Raw genomic sequence first — 17,338 nt, 5'->3', positions numbered from 1 at the left:
GGGAAATGCCCGTTACGGTACGTCGTACCCGAGCGCGGCTTTACGGATGCGGAACCACTGCTGACGGGTCATGCTGAGTTTTTCAGCCACAATCGCCGAGCGCACGCGCTCGATTTTGCCCGAGCCAATAATCGGCAGAGGCTGCGACGGCAGACGCAGCACCCAGGCATAAACTACCTGTTCGATGCTGTCGGCGTTAAGCTCGTGCGCCACCTGCGCCAGCTCATCGCGCAGCGCCTGGAAGCACTCTTCGTTAAACAGGCGACCACCGCCAAGACAAGACCACGCCATCGGACGAATACGCAGTTGCTGCAGCTGATCGAGAGTACCGTCGAGCAGCAGCGGCTGATGCACCGGTGAAATTTCGACCTGGTTGGTGGCCAGGGTAAACGGCAGACGTGACTGCAGCAAGGTGAACTGGGCGGGGGTAAAGTTCGAGACGCCAAAATGGCGCACTTTACCGCTATGATGCAGCGCGAGAAAAGCTTCGGCTACCTCGTCGGCGTCCATCAGTGGGTCCGGCCGGTGGATCAGCAGCAAGTCGAGATGGTCCGTCGCCAGATTACGCAGCGATTGCTCGGCGCTGAGCACGATGTGATCGCGGTCGGTAATGTAGTGGCCAATGGTGTTCTCAGCGCGCGCCCGGGTGGCGATACCGCATTTGCTGACGATTTCCATCCGGCTACGCAGATGCGGCGCTTGCTTCAGCGCTTCGCCAAAGGCAGCCTCACACTGATAATCGCCATAGATATCGGCGTGATCGACGGTGGTTACGCCTAAATCGAGATGCTGCTCAATAAAGCTGACCAGCTCGCCAGGCGACATTTTCCAGTCCATCAGACGCCAGTAGCCCATCACAAAACGTGAAAATTCCGGCCCCTGGGGAGCCATAGCAATACGCTGAACCATAACCGCTTCCTCAATAAAAAAGTGCTCTGAGTATACGTAATTTTTGGCTTAAAACAGTGAGGGTTGCTGCGGTTCTTCCGCCGGCTCCGGCCTGTTCGCGCGTATTTTGCGCAGCAGCCGTTGGCGGCAAAGACGCAAAACCTCCTGTTTCTGCGCATCGCTCATCGTTTGCCAGTTAAAACGTTCCTCACGGCTGCGGAAACAGCCGCGACAGTAGCCGCGCTCATCGGTCTGACATATTCCCCGGCACGGGCTCTGCACCGGGAAAAATTCTAACTGCTCTGCCACCACACGCCTCCTGTCCCCTCGTCTCCTTTCATTGAAGACGTTTCCCCGCGCCGACGCAAATTTTGTTCACTACGTGCTGCGCCAGCTAACATTTTTCCGCCGACGCTTGCATTAGACCAATCGGTCTACTACAGTGTGCAGCATGAACAGACACAGCGATTGCGATACCCGAGAACATATCCTGGCCACCGGCGAGCAGCTTTGCATGCATCGCGGTTTTACCGGAATGGGCTTGAGCGAACTTCTGAAGACGGCGGAGGTGCCCAAGGGCTCTTTCTATCACTACTTTCGCTCTAAGGAAGCCTTCGGCGTCGCGCTGCTTGAACATCACTACACCGGATATCTGCAGCGCCTGGTCGACCACTTCGATCATGGCGACGGTAACTATCGCGATCGCCTGCTGGCCTACTATCAGCACACGCTGAATCAGTTCTGCCAGCAGGGGATTATTAGCGGGTGTCTTACTGTCAAGCTATCCGCGGAGGTTTGCGATCTGTCGGAAGATATGCGCGCCGCCATGGATCGCGGAGCCAGCCAGATTATCGCCCTGCTGGGCGACGCGCTGGAGAAAGGACGTCAGGAAGGCAGTCTCGCATTTGACGGCGAGGCCATGACCCTGTCGCAGGTGCTGTATTCCCTGTGGCTCGGGGCCAACCTGCAGGCCAAAATTACGCGTAGCGCAACGCCGCTGGAAAGCGCCCTTGCCCACGCCAAACAGATTATTGCAGCGCCTGCGGTATAACAGGCGTTTTTATTTCATCAGTTACTAGACGACCGGTCTACTCAGGAGTCACTATGTCGGAAGCAAAATTATTCAGCCCACTGAAAGTCGGTGCGGTCACCGTCCCTAATCGCGTATTTATGGCGCCGTTGACGCGTCTGCGCAGCATTGAGCCGGGCGATATCCCTACTCCGCTGATGGGCGAATACTACCGCCAGCGCGCCAGTTCCGGGCTGATCATCACCGAAGCGACGCAGATCTCCGCGCAGGCCAAAGGCTACGCCGGCGCGCCTGGGCTGCACAGCCCGGAGCAGATTGCCGCCTGGCAGAAAATCACCGCCGGCGTTCATGCCGAAAACGGTCATATCGCCGTCCAGCTGTGGCACACCGGGCGTATTTCCCATAGCAGCCTGCAGCCTGGCGGCGCCGCCCCGGTAGCGCCTTCCGCGCTGAGCGCGGGCACCCGTACCTCACTGCGTGACGAAAACGGCCACGCCATTCGCGTCGACACCTCAATGCCCCGCGCCCTGGAAACCGCAGAGATCCCAGGGATCGTCAACGATTTCCGTCAGGCGGTCGGCAATGCCCGTGACGCCGGCTTCGATCTGGTTGAGCTGCACTCAGCCCACGGCTATCTGCTGCACCAATTCCTCTCGCCATCGGCGAACCAGCGTACCGATCAGTACGGCGGCAGCGTGGAGAACCGTGCCCGTCTGGTGCTGGAAGTGGTTGACGCCGTGAGTCAAGAGTGGAGCGCCGAGCGCATTGGCATCCGCGTGTCGCCGATTGGCAGCTTCCAGAATGTGGATAATGGCCCGAACGAAGAAGAAGACGCGCTGTATCTGATTAGCGAGCTGGCGAAACGCGGTATCGCCTATCTGCACATGTCCGAGCCGGACTGGGCGGGCGGCAAACCTTACAGTGAAGCTTTCCGTCAGAAAGTCCGCGACCGCTTCCCGGGGGTGATCATTGGCGCTGGCGCTTACACAGTAGAAAAAGCCAACGATCTTATCAATAAAGGGCTGATTGATGCCGTGGCCTTTGGCCGCGATTACATCGCCAACCCGGATCTGGTGGCTCGCCTGCAGAAAAAAGCGCCGCTTAACCCGCAACGCCCGGAATCCTTCTACGGCGGCGGCGCGGAAGGCTACACCGATTACCCGACTCTGTAATCCCTCCATTGATAGCGGCGACGTATCGCCGCTATACTCAACGTTCTGATCTATCAAATAAACTGCATAGGGGACATTATGCGCTTACTCCACACCATGCTGCGCGTTGGCGACCTGCAACGTTCTATCGACTTCTATACCAACGTGTTGGGCATGAAGCTGCTGCGCACCAGCGAAAACCCGGAGTACAAGTACTCCCTCGCCTTTGTCGGCTACGGCGAAGAGAGCGAAACCGCGGTGATCGAACTGACCTACAACTGGGGCGTGGACAGCTATGAGCTGGGCACCGCCTACGGCCATATCGCGCTGAGCGTCGATAACGCCGCCGAAGCCTGCGAACGGATCCGTCAGAACGGGGGCAACGTCACCCGTGAAGCCGGGCCGGTAAAAGGCGGCACCACCGTCATCGCCTTCGTGGAAGATCCGGACGGTTACAAAATCGAGCTCATTGAAGAGAAAGATGCCGGCAAAGGTCTGGGCAACTAACGCTTCCCCACGCTGGCATATTTAATGCCATGGCTCGCCCGGGCGCTACGGCGCCCGTTGTTTTCACCCCTGCCTGCTGCAAGCCGCGGCAAAATTTGCCATAATGCGCGCTACTTTTTTCCAGCTAAGAGAATCTGATGTCCGAGAACGCTCAACTGAATGGTCTGTGCGACCGTTTCCGCGGTTTTTATCCGGTGGTGATCGATGTTGAAACCGCAGGATTTAACGCCAAAACCGACGCCCTGCTGGAGATCGCCGCCATTACGTTGAAGATGGATGAGCACGGCTGGCTGATGCCCGATGAAACGCTGCATTTCCATGTTGAACCTTTCGAGGGCGCCAATCTGCAGCCCGAAGCGCTGGCTTTTAACGGGATTAACCCGCATGACCCGCAGCGCGGGGCCGTCAGCGAATACGATGCCCTGCATGCCATCTTCAAAATGGTGCGCAAAGGGATGAAAGAGAGCGACTGCAGCCGGGCAATCATGGTGGCGCACAATGCCACCTTTGACCACAGCTTCACCATGACCGCCGCCGAACGCGCGGGACTTAAACGCAACCCTTTCCATCCGTTTGTTACCTTCGACACCGCCGCGCTAAGCGGGCTGGCGCTGGGCCAGACGGTGCTGTCGAAAGCCTGTATTGCCGCGGGTATGCCGTTCGACGGCGCGCAGGCTCACTCCGCCCTGTATGATACCGAGCAGACGGCGCAGCTGTTTTGCGAGATCGTGAACCGCTGGAAGCGTCTGGGCGGCTGGCCGCTGCCCGTAGCCACCCCGGAGTGATAAAAAAAGCGACTTCCAGGAAGTCGCTTTTTTACTGATGGCGGGAATTACTCCGCTTTTGGCTCGTCGGTATGGTACTTTGCCGCCGTCTCTTTGATCAGCTGCTGCAGTTCACCACGCTGGTACATTTCGATGACGATATCGCAGCCGCCCACCAGTTCACCATCTACCCACAGCTGCGGGAAAGTCGGCCAGTTGGCGTATTTAGGCAGCTCGGCGCGGATATCCGGGTTCTGCAGGATATCAACGTAAGCAAAACGTTCGCCACAGGCGGACAGCGCCTGAACGGCCTGGGCAGAGAAACCGCAGCTTGGCAGCTTCGGCGACCCTTTCATGTATAACAGGATCGGGTTTTCAGCGATTTGGCGTTGGATCTTTTCTAAAGTCGAGCTCATTGTCGTGCTTCCTTAAACTTCTTTCTACGGCAGTAACTTGTCATTGTAGCGTCCTGTAGGCAGGACGGATAATAACATTTTTTTCACTATTCATATTTTATCTTCTGTTGCGCGAAGTTGCCTTAAAAATATCACTTTGCGATCGCAGGCGGGCGCTCATTGCGCATTTTCTGTGCGAGGCGGTCAATGTCTGACGCGTTTTCTTGCAATCGTTAACCAATCGACATTTTTGATACAAAAGAATATTAACTTTCCGGCTTTTTATGCTTTAGAATCATTCCGGTTTGTCATTCATCGTCAGGCATTTGTACATGTCTGTAATTAATCAGGGGATTGCTCAGTGGCGCGGCTAAACAAAATCGCGATATCGCTCTGTGCATTACTGTTCACGTCTATCTCATTCACGCCACTGGCTCAGGCATCAGGGCATACGCACGCCTCCGCTTCGCCAAAAGCGTTGCCCGCGAAAAGTGGCTCAGAGCGCAAGAAAAAAGCAACCAGTCAAAAAACTAAAACCACCGCTAAAACCACCAGTAAAAAGTCCTCGCGCACCCGGCTCCCTACCCGCACTACCGCAGCAAGCCAAACCGCACTTCATCGTCAGGCCGCCGGCGCGACGAAAAAATGCGTGCTGCGTAAAGGTTATAAAAAGCAGTGCGCGAAAACGGTCGCCGCCAGCGCCGAGCCGACCCTGGCGCTAAACAGCGTCAAAAGCAAATGCGTGGTGCGCAAGGGCTATAAAAAACGCTGTAAGCCCGAGGCCAGCGAAGCGAATTTAACGATCGCCGACGCCCACAAGGTCCGGGTGCAAAAAGCGCAAAGTACCGCGATGAACAAACTGATGGGCCAGTTGGGTAAACCCTATCGCTGGGGCGGCACCTCGCCGCGCACCGGGTTTGACTGCAGCGGGCTGGTCTATTACGCCTATAAGGACCTGGTCAAGATCCACATCCCGCGTACGGCCAACGAAATGTACCACCTGCGCGATGCGCGTCCGGTGGATCGTGATGAACTGCAGAGCGGCGATTTAGTCTTCTTCCGCACCCGCGGACGGGGCGCTGCCGACCATGTCGGCGTCTACGTCGGCAACGGAAAATTCATTCAGTCGCCGCGCACAGGTCGTGATATTCAAATCACCTCCCTGAGCGAGGATTACTGGGTTCGCCATTATGTCGGCGCTCGTCGCGTCATGACGCCGAAAACCATTCGCTGATCCCGGTCTGCCGCTGCGGCGGCAGACCGCCTCTCCTGCTCGATCTCTATCCCCACCCGCAAGGGATATTGCAGATTGCTCTCTTTGCCCGGCGTATCACGACGATAGCGGGTCGGCGACATGCCAAAGTGACGGTGAAAGGTCCGGCAGAAAGCGGCTTGTCCCTCGTATCCCAGGCACTGAGAAATACTCTGTATCGACGCCTGCGTCTGCGTTAAATAGATTGTCGCAATCGTCATCTTTCGTCGGCTGACGTAGCTCGCCAGCGTGCAGCCCGTTACCATGGCGAATTGTCGCTGGAAGTACCAGTGTGAGTAGCCGGACTTTTTCGCAATCGCGCTCACCGACAGGGTGTCGAAAATATGTGCTTCGATCCAGTCAACAATCCCCTGCACCACCGGGATCATTTTCGCGCTCACCACCTCATCTGTTTTTGCCATCGTCGTCATCCTGGGAAATTACTGCTGGCGGCTATATTTGTCATACAAATTAAAAAATAGACAATGAATTATTGGCATAGCGACGATTGCCTGAGCGCATATTTTTATTAATCGTTTGATATTAAAGTTTTATTTTTTGTCCAGCGCATTGCGTGACAGCGGCGAAGCAGAGTAGTTAATCGCTATGCGAGTTCGCAAATCCGCAGAGGGCATCTCCTTATACATGGTTGCAACAATTTTGGCGGCTTATCGCCCACTCCTGCAGAAAACGGTTAAGCCTTCACCACATGCACCGGAGATAATAGCCTTTATCGTTGTAAGGCTTTTCACTGCTTGCGGCAAATGTTAACATTCTCAATACAATAACACGCCCGGGACGCGACAGCGTCGGGCGGTCAGAACACGATTCAGGTGAAAACCTCATCCTGTCAATGTGAGATAAAACAAAAAGTTATAAGGAGAGTAGCAATGTCGTTTGAATTACCTGCATTACCATATGCAAAAGACGCCCTGGCGCCGCACATTTCCGCAGAAACCCTGGAATATCACTACGGTAAACACCACCAGGCATATGTCACTAACCTCAACAACCTGATCAAAGGCACTGCGTTCGAAGGCAAATCCCTCGAAGAGATCGTCCGCACGTCTGAAGGCGGCGTATTCAACAACGCAGCGCAGGTTTGGAATCACACCTTCTACTGGAACTGCCTGGCGCCTAACGCCGGCGGCGAACCGGAAGGCGAACTGGCGGCCGCAATCGCCAAATCTTTCGGCAGCTTCGCGGATTTTAAAGCCAAATTTACCGATGCCGCGGCGAAAAATTTCGGCGCTGGCTGGACATGGCTGGTCAAAAATGCCGACGGCAGCCTGGCTATCGTCTCCACCAGCAACGCCGGTACCCCGCTGACCACCGACGCGAAGCCGCTGCTGACCGTTGACGTTTGGGAACACGCCTACTACATCGACTATCGCAATGCCCGTCCAAGCTACCTGGACCACTTCTGGGCGCTGGTTAACTGGAAGTTTGTTGCGGCTAACCTCGCGGCATAAACGACAAACCGCAGCGGGGTCTCCCCGGCTGCGGTTTTTTTTTGCCCTTACCCAGCCGATGATTACTGGCTGGCGAAAGCCTCTTCCGGCTGCGCTCGCCCGCTAAACCAGACCAGCAGCAGCGCCAGACCAGCGATAATCGCGCCCATCACCGGCACAAACGCATATCCCAGTCCGCCAGAGATCACCGCCCCACCGGCGGCGGCGCCCAGCGCGTTGCCGAGGTTGAACGCGCCGATATTCACCGAAGAAGAGAGCCCCGGCGCCTCATGCGCTACGCGCATAACCCGCATCTGCAGCGGCGGAACCACCGCAAAGGTTGCTGCGCCCCAGACAATCATGCTGATGGCCGCCCCGGCCTGGGATTGCGCCAGCAGCGGGATCGCCAGCATGATCGCCATCAGCAGCAGCAGAAAGCCCTTCAGCGTGCCGGAGACCGACCGGTCAGCAAATTTGCCGCCCAGATAGTTGCCTAGCGAAAAACCGACGCCAATCAGCACCAGCATCGCGGTTATAAACAGCGATGAAGCGTGGGTCAGCGTATTGAGCACTGGCGAAATGTAGGTATACAGCGTAAACATCGCCCCGGCGCCCAGCACGGTGGTCAGCAACGCGGAGAGCACCTGCGGGCGCAGCAGGACAGAAAGCTCTTTTTTGACATCAGGACGTTCCCCCGCGCTGCCCTTCGGCAGGGAGAACCACAGGCTAACCATCGCCAGCAGGCCTAATCCCGCAGTAGCAAGGAAGGACATCCGCCAACCGATGGTTTCGCCAAGCCAGGTGGCCGCCGGCACGCCGCCAATGTTGGCGATGGTCAGGCCCATAAACATAGTGGCTACCGCGCTGGCCTGCTTATGCTTTGGCACGACGCTGGCCGCCACCACCGATCCCAGGCCGAAAAAAGCGCCGTGATTGAGGCTGGTAATAATGCGCGACAGCAGCAGCGTGGTGTAATCCGGCGCGATGGATGACAACAGGTTGCCGACGGTGAAGATCCCCATCAGAAAAATCAGCGCATTGCGCCGTGCGCGATGCGACAACAGCAGCGTCATCAGCGGTGCGCCGACCATGACGCCGATGGCATACGCACTGATCAGCATTCCCGCTACCGGTATCGAGACGTCCACACCTTTCGCAATCACCGGCAGCAATCCCATCGGGGAGAACTCGGTGGTACCGATGCCAAAGGCGCCGATCGCCAGCGCAAGTAAAGGAAAGTTGATTTTCATTCAATGACTCCATCAGACCGTCAGAGAGGACGGCGTAACATCAGAAGTCAAAAGCATGACATCAATCACAAAAAAACAAAAGTGAACGAAATGACAAAAGATTTTTGCAGAATTGATAATAATAACGGGATATGGGGAGGAAGCGGCGCTCCTCCCTCAGCGAAACATTAGTGCAGTATGGCGGTCAGGCTGAAAGCGACAATCACGCCGAGAGCAATAATCGTGGTGATCAGCGAAAACTTTAAATTGGTATCCATCATTTTTCCCTCTTGTTATCCCCACACCAAAAGTGAGCTTGCTCATTTTTGCACAAAAAATCGCAAAAATCTTCCGGGATTTAGGGCGATGCACATTTTTGCTCTTCCACTTTGCCCCAAGATCGGACAAAATCCCACGCTAATTTAAAAGCGTATCGGCCATTGACCCCTTCCTGTCGTTCTGTGTCGTTTTCCCGACGTGATGCAATGTTGAAAATTGTATTCAGGGTGTGTGTAGGCAAACGTTTACGTATCGATGATCAGGCGATCAGGTCAAGGCATGGAGTGAGATGTAATGGCAACTATTAAAGATGTAGCGAAACGCGCAAACGTTTCCACTACAACTGTGTCACATGTAATTAACAAAACCCGTTTCGTTGCCGAAGAGACGCGTAATGCGGTATGGGCGGCGATCAAAGAGCTGCACTACTCGCCGAGCGCCGTGGCGCGCAGCCTGAAAGTCAATCACACCAAATCGATTGGCCTGCTGGCGACCAGTAGCGAAGCCGCCTATTTCGCTGAAATTATTGAGTCCGTTGAAAAGAGCTGCTTCCAGAAGGGCTATACTCTGATCCTCGGTAACGCGTGGAACGATCTGGAAAAACAGCGCGCCTATCTGTCGATGATGGCGCAAAAGCGCGTAGACGGTCTGCTGGTGATGTGTTCCGAGTATCCGGATTCGGTATTGAGCATGCTGGAAGAGTACCGCCATATCCCGATGGTGGTGATGGACTGGGGCGAGGCGAAAGCCGACTTCACCGATGCGGTGATCGATAACGCCTTCCAGGGCGGCTATATCGCCGGACGCTACCTGATTGAACGCGGCCATCGCGAAATCGGCGTGATCCCGGGCCCGCTGGAGCGCAACACCGGCGCGGGGCGACTGGCCGGCTTCATGCAGGCGATGAAAGAGGCGCATATCAGCGTGCCGGAAAACTGGATTGTGCAGGGCGACTTCGAGCCGGAGTCCGGCTACCGCGCAATGCAGCAGATCCTAAACCAGCAGCACCGCCCGACGGCGGTCTTCTGCGGCGGCGATATCATGGCGATGGGCGCTATCTGCGCGGCGGATGAAATGGGACTGCGGGTGCCGCAGGACATTTCGCTGATCGGTTATGATAATGTGCGCAACGCCCGCTATTTCAGCCCGGCGTTAACCACCATTCATCAGCCGAAAGATTCCCTGGGCGAGGCCGCATTTAACATGCTGTTGGATCGTATCGTCAACAAGCGTGAAGAGTCGCAGTCTATCGAAGTGCACCCTCGTCTGGTTGAGCGCCGCTCGGTAGCGGATGGCCCGTTTGTCGATTATCGTCGTTAAGGCATCTGGCGGGCGCGGGTCTCTCCGGCGCCCGCAGCCACTCCCGATTCAGCGTGTCGCTGTCCCCCAGATAGTCAAGCATCCAGTTCAGCGCCGGTGAGGCATCGTTCTGCTGCCACGTCAGGCAGCAGGCGGCATCCGGAAACGGATTTTCCAGCGCCAGCGCAGTCCACTCGCCGCGATCTATCCATGGACGGGCGAAATGGCTCGGCACCATGCCGACGCAGAGTCCTGCCGACAAACAGGTTGCTGATGATTCCCAGTCAGGGACGACTACCCTCTTCTGGTTATCCAGCAACCATGTTGTCCGTTTAGGCAACGAGCGCGAGGTATCCTCCCGCACCAGCGACGGCCAGTTACGCAGGACGTCGTCGCTCAGGGGTCCATCCATCTTTGCCAGCGGATGATCGCTCGCCACCACGCAGTCCCAGCTCAGCATCCCCATATCGCGGAACGCATAGCGACCGCCGACCGGAATAGATCGCGTTGCGCCAATCGCCAGCTCAACGCGGCCGTCGGCCAGCGCATCCCATACGCCATTGAATACTTCCTGAAAGACGATCAGTTCGACGTCGGGAAAATGGCGATAGAAATCGACGATCATCTGACGCATCCGCGCCGGTTTCACAATATCATCCACTGCGATCGACAACTGTCCGCGCCAGCCGTTCGCAATTTGCTGACACTGCTGGCGGGTGATCTGCATTTTTTTGATAACAGAGCGCCCTTCCTGTAAAAACCAGACCCCGGCGGGGGTCAACTCCACATCACGATGGCGACGCTCAAATAAGGGAACGGCGAGCCACTCTTCGAGCTGACGCACGGTATAGCTGACCGCGGAAGGCACCCGGTGAAGCTCCTGCGCGGCCGCGCTGAAGCTGCCGTTACGGGCGACGGCATCAACCACTTCCAGAGAGTATTCAGACCACATTTTCTGCCTGCAAAATTTTTGAATGCATGTGACAAATATTAGCGTTTCACAAGCCACAATGCACTCCCTACACTCTGCGGCATCGTACCTGTACACCAACTATGAGAACGTTATGTCACAACCCGGGAAAGGATTTTTAGTCTGGCTGGCCGGCCTGAGCGTGCTGGGCTTTCTGGCCACCGATATGTACCTGCCGGCGTTTGCCGCCATGCAGCAGGATCTCAACACCTCCGCCGCCTCCATTAGCGCCAGCCTGAGCCTGTTCCTCGCCGGCTTCGCGCTGGGCCAGCTGTTCTGGGGACCGCTGTCGGACCGCTATGGACGTAAACCGGTACTGCTGAGCGGCCTGGCGATTTTCGCGGCCGGCTGTCTGGGGATGCTGTGGGTGCACAATGCCACCCTGATGCTGGCGCTGCGCTTTCTGCAGGCGATTGGCGTCTGTGCCGCGGCCGTTACCTGGCAGGCGATGGTCGCCGATTACTATCCTGCCCAGCGCACGAACCGCATCTTCGCCACCATTATGCCGCTGGTAGGACTGTCGCCGGCGCTGGCCCCGCTGCTGGGCAGCTGGCTGCTGGTGCACTTCGAGTGGCAAGCCATCTTCGCCACCCTGTTCGCCATCACTCTGCTGCTGATGCTGCCTGCCCTGCGCCTGAAGGCAGCCGCGAAGTCAGTAGTAGTGACGCAGCAAAAGATCACCTTTCTCGCGCTACTGCGCTCCCGGGAATACAGCGGCAACGTCCTGATCTACGCCGCCTGTTCCGCCAGCTTCTTCGCCTGGCTTACCGGTTCACCTTTTATCCTGCATGAAATGGGCTATGGCCCAACCGCTATCGGCCTGAGCTATATTCCGCAGACCATCGCCTTTCTGGTGGGAGGCTATGGCTGTCGCGCGCTGCTGCAGAAATGGTCCGGTCAACAGATGCTGCCGTGGCTGCTGGTGATTTTTGCCATCAGCGTAGCCGCCACCTGGCTGGTGGGCCTGCAAACCCATGCCTCGCTGGTGGCGTTAATGATCCCGTTCTGCATGATGGCGGTGGTCAACGGCGGGATCTACCCCATCGTGGTTGCTCAGGCGCTGAAGCCTTTTCCGCAGGCGACCGGCCGCGCGGCGGCGCTGCAAAATACCCTGCAGCTTGGCCTGTGCTTCCTGACCAGTCTGCTGGTATCCGCGCTGATCGCCACGCCGCTGCTGACCACCACCAGCGTAATGCTGGTTTCGATTGGCTTAGCCGGAATAGGCTATCGCCTGCAGCAGACGCCGGAGCTGACACCCCACTCTTCCCACGCGTAATGCCCGTCGCCAGGGCCCGGACCAGTCGTTAGCATGCTAAGAAATTTTTATTGAAAGCCAGTACTTAGCGTCCTATACTGGATCCGGGTTCACATAAATAGAAAATAGTTACAGATTAACGGATGCAGGATGCCTCCGTTTCACCATGGAAGGCCTTTCGGCAAGGGTTATCTCCCTTCCTCTGTTTACGTCGGATAGCGACTTCACGGATTATCCGTGAGATTTCTCACAAAGCCAAAAAAGCGTCTACGCTGTTTTAAGGTTCTGATCACTTGGGCGTGATGGAGAAGCTATGAGTTCATCGTGTATAGAAGAAGTAAGTGTACCAAATGATGACTGGTACCGGATTGCAGCTGAATTATTAGGCCGTGCGGGAATTGAAATCAATGGCTCCGCGCCGTCCGACCTGCGGGTTAAAAATCCTCTCTTTTTTAAACGGGTTTTGCAGGAAGGTTCGCTGGGTTTGGGCGAAAGCTATATGGACGGCTGGTGGGAATGCGAGCGTCTGGATATATTCTTCCACAAGGTGTTACGCGCCGGGTTGGAAAAGCAGCTCCCACACCATTTCAAAGACACACTCCGCATCGCAGGCGCTCGTCTGTTTAATCTACAAAGTAAAAAACGTGCCTGGATTGTCGGTAAAGAGCACTACGACCTCGGCAACGATCTCTTCAGCCGGATGCTTGATCCCTATATGCAATATTCCTGCGGTTACTGGAAAGAGGCGCAGAGCCTCGAGGCCGCCCAGCAGGCTAAGCTGGATCTCATCTGCCGCAAACTGGAGCTGGAGCCAGGCATGCGGGTACTGGATATTGGCTGTGGATGGGGCGGTCTCGCCGAATATATGGCGCGAAATTATCAGGTCAGCGTCGTGGGTGTAACCATCTCCGCTGAACAGCAAAAAATGGCCCAGGCGCGCTGCGCCGATCTCGATGTAGAGATTCGTCTCCAGGATTATCGCGATCTGCACGACAGCTTTGACCGCATCGTCTCCGTTGGCATGTTTGAGCACGTGGGGCCGAAAAATTACGCCACCTACTTTGAGGTTGCCGACCGTAATTTGAAACCCAACGGCCGCTTTTTACTGCACACCATTGGTTCCAAGGTCACCGACCATAACGTTGACCCGTGGATCGATAAATATATCTTCCCGAACGGCTGCCTGCCTTCCGTGCGTCACATTGCCGAAGCCAGCGAGAAGCATTTTGTGATGGAAGACTGGCACAACTTCGGCGCCGATTATGACACGACCCTGATGGCCTGGTATGAGCGTTTCCTCGCCAGCTGGCCGGAAATTGCCGATAACTATTCTGAGCGTTTCAAACGCATGTTTACCTATTATCTGAACGCCTGCGCCGGCGCCTTCCGCGCCCGCGACATTCAGCTCTGGCAGGTGGTGTTCTCGCGCGGTATTGAACATGGACTGCGCGTCGCCCGTTAAATAACACTCCCCCGCTTATCGGCGGGGGATTTTTTTTCAGGCTTCATTGACCTTAGCCGCCATCTCTTTCGCGGCCAGCACGCGTTCGACCGTATCGACAACCGCCTGGGTCTGCGGATCAATCTCAATATTGACGCGATCGCCCAGTTTTTTCGCTCCCAGGGTGGTCCGCTGCAGCGTCTCCGGAATAAGATGTACGCAGAAACGGGTCGCCGTCACCTCACCCACCGTCAGACTAATGCCGTCAATACCGATGAATCCTTTATAGAGGATGTATTTCATCAGCGTTGGATCCTGCACTTTAAACCAGATCTGACGGTTATTTTCGGAAGTCAGAATCTTCACGATTTCCGCGGTGGTCATAATGTGGCCGGACATTAAATGCCCGCCGATTTCATCACTAAATTTCGCCGCTCGCTCGACGTTCACTTCATCGCCGACCTGAATATCGCCAAGATTGGTAATCCGCAGCGTCTCTTTCATCAGATCGAAGCTGATGCGCGCGCCGTTGATTTCGGTCACCGTCAGGCAGCAGCCGTTGTTGGCTACCGAGGCGCCGGTTTCCAGCCCCTCCAGCATATGTGCCGGTAACTCAACCACGTGAGTGCGAAAATTGGGTTTATCATCAATGGAGACCACTTTCGCGGTTCCCTGAACAATACCAGTAAACATGTTTGGCTCCTGTTGAAAATCATGACGGTATCATTACCGCTTTCGCTATCGGGAACAATAACAGGAGGGCAAAGCGGTTGCCAGCGCGCTTCGTGCCTCGACTCTTTTTTCACTGGCTTAATAGCCAATCCTCGCTACAATAGACTGGAAATTCCTCATTTTTATCCCCTTGCTGCCAGTTACGGCGGCTTTTTTAGTCTCAAAATAACAACAATTCGAAGGTGTTCACGTGCAGAAGTATTTCGTTGAAGCGCGTCAGTTATTAGCTCTGGCTATACCCGTCATCCTTGCGCAGGTGGCGCAGACGGCGATGGGTTTTGTCGATACCGTGATGGCGGGTGGCTACAGCGCCACGGATATGGCCGCCGTGGCCATCGGGACCTCCATCTGGCTGCCGGCGATCCTCTTCGGCCACGGCCTTCTGCTGGCGCTGACCCCGGTGGTGGCGCAACTTAACGGATCCGGGCGGCGAGAGCGTATCGCGCCGCAGGTGCGTCAGGGCTTCTGGCTGGCCGGCTTTGTCTCGGTGCTGATCATGGTCGTGCTGTGGAACGCCGGATACATCATCAGCTCCATGCATAACATCGATCCGCTGTTGGCAGAGAAGGCGGTTGGCTACCTGCGCGCGCTGCTGTGGGGCGCGCCGGGCTATCTGTTCTTCCAGGTCGCCCGTAACCAGTGTGAAGGGCTGGCAAAAACCAAGCCCGGGATGGTCATGGGCTTTATTGGATTACTGGTCAACATTCCGGTGAACTATATTTTTATCTATGGTCATTTCGGCATGCCCGAGCTGGGCGGCGTCGGCTGCGGTGTGGCGACGGCCTCCGTTTACTGGGTGATGTTCGCCAGCATGCTGTGGTGGGTGCGCCGGGCGCGTACGATGCGCGATATCCGCTGCGCCGAGCGCTTCAGCGGCCCTGATTTTGCCGTCCTGTTACGGCTGGTGCAGCTGGGGCTGCCCATTGCTCTGGCGCTGTTCTTTGAAGTCACTCTGTTTGCCGTCGTCGCGCTGCTGGTCTCCCCGCTCGGGATCATTGACGTCGCTGGTCACCAGATCGCGCTTAATTTCAGCTCGCTGATGTTCGTTCTGCCGCTGTCGCTGGCGGCGGCGGTCACCATTCGCGTCGGCTTCCGCCTTGGCCAGGGCTCAACGATCGATGCCCAGGTTTCGGCCCGCACCGGCGTGGGCGTGGGGGTCTGCCTGGCGGTATTTACCGCTATCTTTACCGTCCTGATGCGTAAGCAGATTGCGCTGCTGTATAACGATAATCCCGAGGTGGTGACGCTGGCCTCGCACCTGATGCTGCTGGCGGCTATCTATCAGATCTCCGACTCTATTCAGGTGATCGGCAGCGGCATTCTGCGCGGCTATAAAGATACGCGGTCTATCTTTTTCATTACCTTTACCGCGTACTGGGTGCTGGGTTTGCCGAGCGGCTATCTGCTGGCGCTGACCGATATGATTGTGCCCCGCATGGGACCTGCCGGTTTCTGGTGCGGATTTATCATCGGTCTGACCTCCGCCGCCATCATGATGATGCTGCGGATGCGTTTTCTGCAGCGCCAGCCTTCCAGCATCATCTTACAGCGCGCTGCGCGCTAACTTGTCTAAGCCCGCCGCTCCGGCGGGCTTTTTCGTTCTTCGCTATAACGGCGCGTTGTACATTCCGTTACTCCCTGACACCAAAGACTCACTGATAGCCTCCCGGCAGGCGCTTATAGTGTTGCCAACAGCCCCGCAGTGGGGTTACTCAAGAAACCAAGTCGAGGATTTCAGAATGAAAAAAGTATTAGCTCTGGTCGTTGCCGCTGCTATGGGTCTGTCATCAGTTGCTTTCGCTGCCGATGCGGCAAGCACCACCCCGAGTGCAGCAGCCAGCCATACTACCGTTCACCATAAGAAACATCACAAAGCGGCCGCGAAACCGGCAGCCGAGCAGAAAGCGCAGGCGGCGAAGAAACACCATAAAACGACGCACCATGCAGCTAAACCGGCGGTTAAACCGGCGGCATAATGGTCAGGGCGTTAAGGTGATCAACCGGCGCTGAACAGCGCCGGTTTTTTTTCAGGAGGACATCATGCTGCAACGCTATCGCTTCGAATTGCTGCTGTTACTGCTCATCGTCTGCGCGCTGTTTACCCTGCGCTTGATGTTTAAATAGCTGGCTGCTGAACCCATTTTCGGGCCGGCGGCGTATAGTCGCGAAAACCGGCGATAATCTCGTCTGCCGAGGTAGCGAACGGCAGCATCTCCGCGTAGCGCGGGTGCATAAACCCTTCCCGTACCATGTTATCGACCATCGCCTGAAGCGGATCGTAATAACCCTTAATATTCAGGAACGCGCACGGTTTCTCATGGATCCCCAGCTGCGCCCAGGTCCATTGTTCGAAAATCTCCTCGAGCGTCCCCGCCCCGCCCGGCAGGGCAATAAAGCCATCCGCCAGCGCCGCCATTTTGGTTTTCCGCTCGTGCATATCCTCGACCACATGCAGCTCCGTCAAGCCGCGGTGGTCAATTTCCCGCTCCACCAGGCCGCGCGGCATCACGCCGATCACCACACCACCGGCCTCCAGCGCCGCATCGGCGACCGCCCCCATCAGACCAACTTTGCCGCCGCCATAGACAAGCGCCAACCCCTGCTGCGCCAGCGTACGTCCAACCAGACGGGCGGTTTCGAGGTACAGCGGATGTTCGCCAGCTGAAGAACCGCAGAAAGTACCAATCGATTTCAT

Annotated in this window: 19 protein-coding genes and 1 pseudogene; 11 read left to right on the top strand and 9 right to left on the bottom strand. The window is 56.4% G+C overall.

Annotated features, from left to right (window positions below):
• Positions 1-12: 12 nt before the first annotated feature.
• Positions 13-909 carry an aldo/keto reductase gene (locus KB890_RS00100; RefSeq protein WP_004180168.1) on the bottom strand — a complete coding sequence of 299 codons (897 nt, stop codon included), beginning with the start codon at positions 907-909 and terminating at the stop codon, positions 13-15.
• A gap of 48 nt (positions 910-957) precedes the next feature.
• Positions 958-1,200 (bottom strand): DUF1289 domain-containing protein, encoded by a 243-nt coding sequence (locus tag KB890_RS00095; RefSeq protein ID WP_004189722.1) that lies wholly within the window; start codon positions 1,198-1,200, stop codon positions 958-960.
• A 139-nt stretch (positions 1,201-1,339) separates the two neighbouring features.
• Between KB890_RS00095 and KB890_RS00090 the strand changes: the two genes are divergently transcribed.
• From KB890_RS00090 to rnt, 4 genes are all read left to right on the top strand, one after another.
• A complete protein-coding gene (locus KB890_RS00090) occupies positions 1,340-1,939 on the top strand; it encodes a TetR/AcrR family transcriptional regulator (protein ID WP_004175857.1) in 600 nt (199 codons plus the stop codon).
• A 53-nt stretch (positions 1,940-1,992) separates the two neighbouring features.
• Complete coding sequence (locus tag KB890_RS00085) at positions 1,993-3,090, top strand: alkene reductase (RefSeq protein WP_002907763.1); 1,098 nt, start codon at positions 1,993-1,995, stop codon at positions 3,088-3,090.
• Positions 3,091-3,168: 78 nt separating this feature from the next.
• A complete protein-coding gene (gene gloA, locus KB890_RS00080; protein WP_002907764.1) occupies positions 3,169-3,576 on the top strand; it encodes a lactoylglutathione lyase in 408 nt (135 codons plus the stop codon).
• A gap of 137 nt (positions 3,577-3,713) precedes the next feature.
• Positions 3,714-4,361, top strand: coding sequence for a ribonuclease T (gene rnt, locus KB890_RS00075; protein WP_002907766.1), 648 nt, complete (start codon positions 3,714-3,716; stop codon positions 4,359-4,361).
• Between the two features lie 47 nt (positions 4,362-4,408).
• Here rnt and KB890_RS00070 read toward each other — a convergent pair whose 3' ends face one another.
• Complete coding sequence (locus KB890_RS00070; protein WP_002907768.1) at positions 4,409-4,756, bottom strand: Grx4 family monothiol glutaredoxin; 348 nt, start codon at positions 4,754-4,756, stop codon at positions 4,409-4,411.
• Between the two features lie 340 nt (positions 4,757-5,096).
• On the opposite strand from KB890_RS00070, the gene KB890_RS00065 reads away from it, so the two are divergent.
• Entirely contained in the window at positions 5,097-5,969 is an 873-nt protein-coding gene (locus KB890_RS00065) for a C40 family peptidase (RefSeq protein ID WP_004151204.1), read from the top strand.
• Here KB890_RS00065 and KB890_RS00060 read toward each other — a convergent pair.
• Entirely contained in the window at positions 5,924-6,409 is a 486-nt protein-coding gene (locus KB890_RS00060; protein WP_004180169.1) for a helix-turn-helix domain-containing protein, read from the bottom strand. The genes KB890_RS00065 and KB890_RS00060 overlap by 46 nt on opposite strands.
• A gap of 468 nt (positions 6,410-6,877) precedes the next feature.
• Between KB890_RS00060 and sodB the strand changes: the two genes are divergently transcribed.
• Positions 6,878-7,459, top strand: coding sequence for a superoxide dismutase [Fe] (gene sodB / locus KB890_RS00055; protein ID WP_002907771.1), 582 nt, complete (start codon positions 6,878-6,880; stop codon positions 7,457-7,459).
• Between the two features lie 62 nt (positions 7,460-7,521).
• Here sodB and KB890_RS00050 read toward each other — a convergent pair whose 3' ends face one another.
• Both KB890_RS00050 and KB890_RS00045 read right to left on the bottom strand, forming a co-directional pair.
• A complete protein-coding gene (locus KB890_RS00050) occupies positions 7,522-8,688 on the bottom strand; it encodes an MFS transporter (RefSeq protein ID WP_002907773.1) in 1,167 nt (388 codons plus the stop codon).
• 167 nt (positions 8,689-8,855) lie between these two features.
• The gene (locus tag KB890_RS00045; RefSeq protein ID WP_002907776.1) at positions 8,856-8,948 is read right to left on the bottom strand and encodes a cytochrome bd-I oxidase subunit CydH; all 93 of its coding nucleotides are present in this window, start codon (positions 8,946-8,948) and stop codon (positions 8,856-8,858) included.
• Positions 8,949-9,240: 292 nt separating this feature from the next.
• Between KB890_RS00045 and purR the strand changes: the two genes are divergently transcribed.
• Positions 9,241-10,266, top strand: coding sequence for an HTH-type transcriptional repressor PurR (gene purR, locus KB890_RS00040; RefSeq protein WP_002907778.1), 1,026 nt, complete (start codon positions 9,241-9,243; stop codon positions 10,264-10,266).
• Here the strand turns inward: purR and punR are convergent.
• Positions 10,193-11,197, bottom strand: coding sequence for a DNA-binding transcriptional activator PunR (gene punR, locus KB890_RS00035; RefSeq protein ID WP_004180170.1), 1,005 nt, complete (start codon positions 11,195-11,197; stop codon positions 10,193-10,195). The two genes, purR and punR, sit on opposite strands and share 74 nt — an antisense overlap.
• Positions 11,198-11,309: 112 nt before the next feature.
• Here punR and punC point away from each other — a divergent pair, with 112 nt between their 5' ends.
• A complete protein-coding gene (punC, locus tag KB890_RS00030) occupies positions 11,310-12,491 on the top strand; it encodes a purine nucleoside transporter PunC (RefSeq protein ID WP_004196034.1) in 1,182 nt (393 codons plus the stop codon).
• 292 nt (positions 12,492-12,783) lie between these two features.
• Positions 12,784-13,932, top strand: a complete 1,149-nt coding sequence (cfa, locus tag KB890_RS00025) for a cyclopropane fatty acyl phospholipid synthase (RefSeq protein WP_002907788.1) — start codon at positions 12,784-12,786, stop codon at positions 13,930-13,932.
• A 36-nt stretch (positions 13,933-13,968) separates the two neighbouring features.
• Here the strand turns inward: cfa and KB890_RS00020 are convergent, their stop codons facing one another.
• Positions 13,969-14,604 (bottom strand): riboflavin synthase, encoded by a 636-nt coding sequence (locus KB890_RS00020; protein WP_002907792.1) that lies wholly within the window; start codon positions 14,602-14,604, stop codon positions 13,969-13,971.
• Between the two features lie 229 nt (positions 14,605-14,833).
• Between KB890_RS00020 and mdtK the strand changes: the two genes are divergently transcribed.
• Together mdtK and asr are read left to right on the top strand one after the other, a co-directional pair.
• Positions 14,834-16,207: an MdtK family multidrug efflux MATE transporter gene (mdtK, locus tag KB890_RS00015; RefSeq protein ID WP_004148609.1), complete on the top strand. Its 1,374-nt coding sequence runs from the start codon at positions 14,834-14,836 to the stop codon at positions 16,205-16,207.
• 175 nt (positions 16,208-16,382) lie between these two features.
• Positions 16,383-16,616, top strand: a pseudogene (gene asr / locus KB890_RS00010) (acid resistance repetitive basic protein Asr); the annotation flags it as partial.
• Positions 16,617-16,759: 143 nt separating this feature from the next.
• Here asr and KB890_RS00005 read toward each other — a convergent pair.
• Complete coding sequence (locus KB890_RS00005) at positions 16,760-17,338, bottom strand: LOG family protein (protein ID WP_004180173.1); 579 nt, start codon at positions 17,336-17,338, stop codon at positions 16,760-16,762.

The organism is Klebsiella sp. P1954 (assembly GCF_018199955.1).
Classification (GTDB): domain Bacteria; phylum Pseudomonadota; class Gammaproteobacteria; order Enterobacterales; family Enterobacteriaceae; genus Klebsiella; species Klebsiella pneumoniae.
This window is presented reverse-complemented; position numbering and strand designations above follow the sequence as displayed.

Bases quoted from the DNA above. Each gene is read 5' to 3' on its own strand.
- KB890_RS00100 (WP_004180168.1), bottom strand. From the start codon at position 909: ATGGTTCAGCGTATTGCTATGGCTCCCCAGGGGCCGGAATTTTCACGT.
- KB890_RS00090 (WP_004175857.1), top strand. From the start codon at position 1,340: ATGAACAGACACAGCGATTGCGATACCCGAGAACATATCCTGGCCACC.
- KB890_RS00085 (WP_002907763.1), top strand. From the start codon at position 1,993: ATGTCGGAAGCAAAATTATTCAGCCCACTGAAAGTCGGTGCGGTCACC.
- gloA (WP_002907764.1), top strand. From the start codon at position 3,169: ATGCGCTTACTCCACACCATGCTGCGCGTTGGCGACCTGCAACGTTCT.
- rnt (WP_002907766.1), top strand. From the start codon at position 3,714: ATGTCCGAGAACGCTCAACTGAATGGTCTGTGCGACCGTTTCCGCGGT.
- KB890_RS00070 (WP_002907768.1), bottom strand. From the start codon at position 4,756: ATGAGCTCGACTTTAGAAAAGATCCAACGCCAAATCGCTGAAAACCCG.
- KB890_RS00060 (WP_004180169.1), bottom strand. From the start codon at position 6,409: ATGGCAAAAACAGATGAGGTGGTGAGCGCGAAAATGATCCCGGTGGTG.
- sodB (WP_002907771.1), top strand. From the start codon at position 6,878: ATGTCGTTTGAATTACCTGCATTACCATATGCAAAAGACGCCCTGGCG.
- KB890_RS00050 (WP_002907773.1), bottom strand. From the start codon at position 8,688: ATGAAAATCAACTTTCCTTTACTTGCGCTGGCGATCGGCGCCTTTGGC.
- KB890_RS00045 (WP_002907776.1), bottom strand. From the start codon at position 8,948: ATGATGGATACCAATTTAAAGTTTTCGCTGATCACCACGATTATTGCT.
- purR (WP_002907778.1), top strand. From the start codon at position 9,241: ATGGCAACTATTAAAGATGTAGCGAAACGCGCAAACGTTTCCACTACA.
- punR (WP_004180170.1), bottom strand. From the start codon at position 11,197: ATGTGGTCTGAATACTCTCTGGAAGTGGTTGATGCCGTCGCCCGTAAC.
- punC (WP_004196034.1), top strand. From the start codon at position 11,310: ATGTCACAACCCGGGAAAGGATTTTTAGTCTGGCTGGCCGGCCTGAGC.
- cfa (WP_002907788.1), top strand. From the start codon at position 12,784: ATGAGTTCATCGTGTATAGAAGAAGTAAGTGTACCAAATGATGACTGG.
- KB890_RS00020 (WP_002907792.1), bottom strand. From the start codon at position 14,604: ATGTTTACTGGTATTGTTCAGGGAACCGCGAAAGTGGTCTCCATTGAT.
- KB890_RS00005 (WP_004180173.1), bottom strand. From the start codon at position 17,338: ATGAAATCGATTGGTACTTTCTGCGGTTCTTCAGCTGGCGAACATCCG.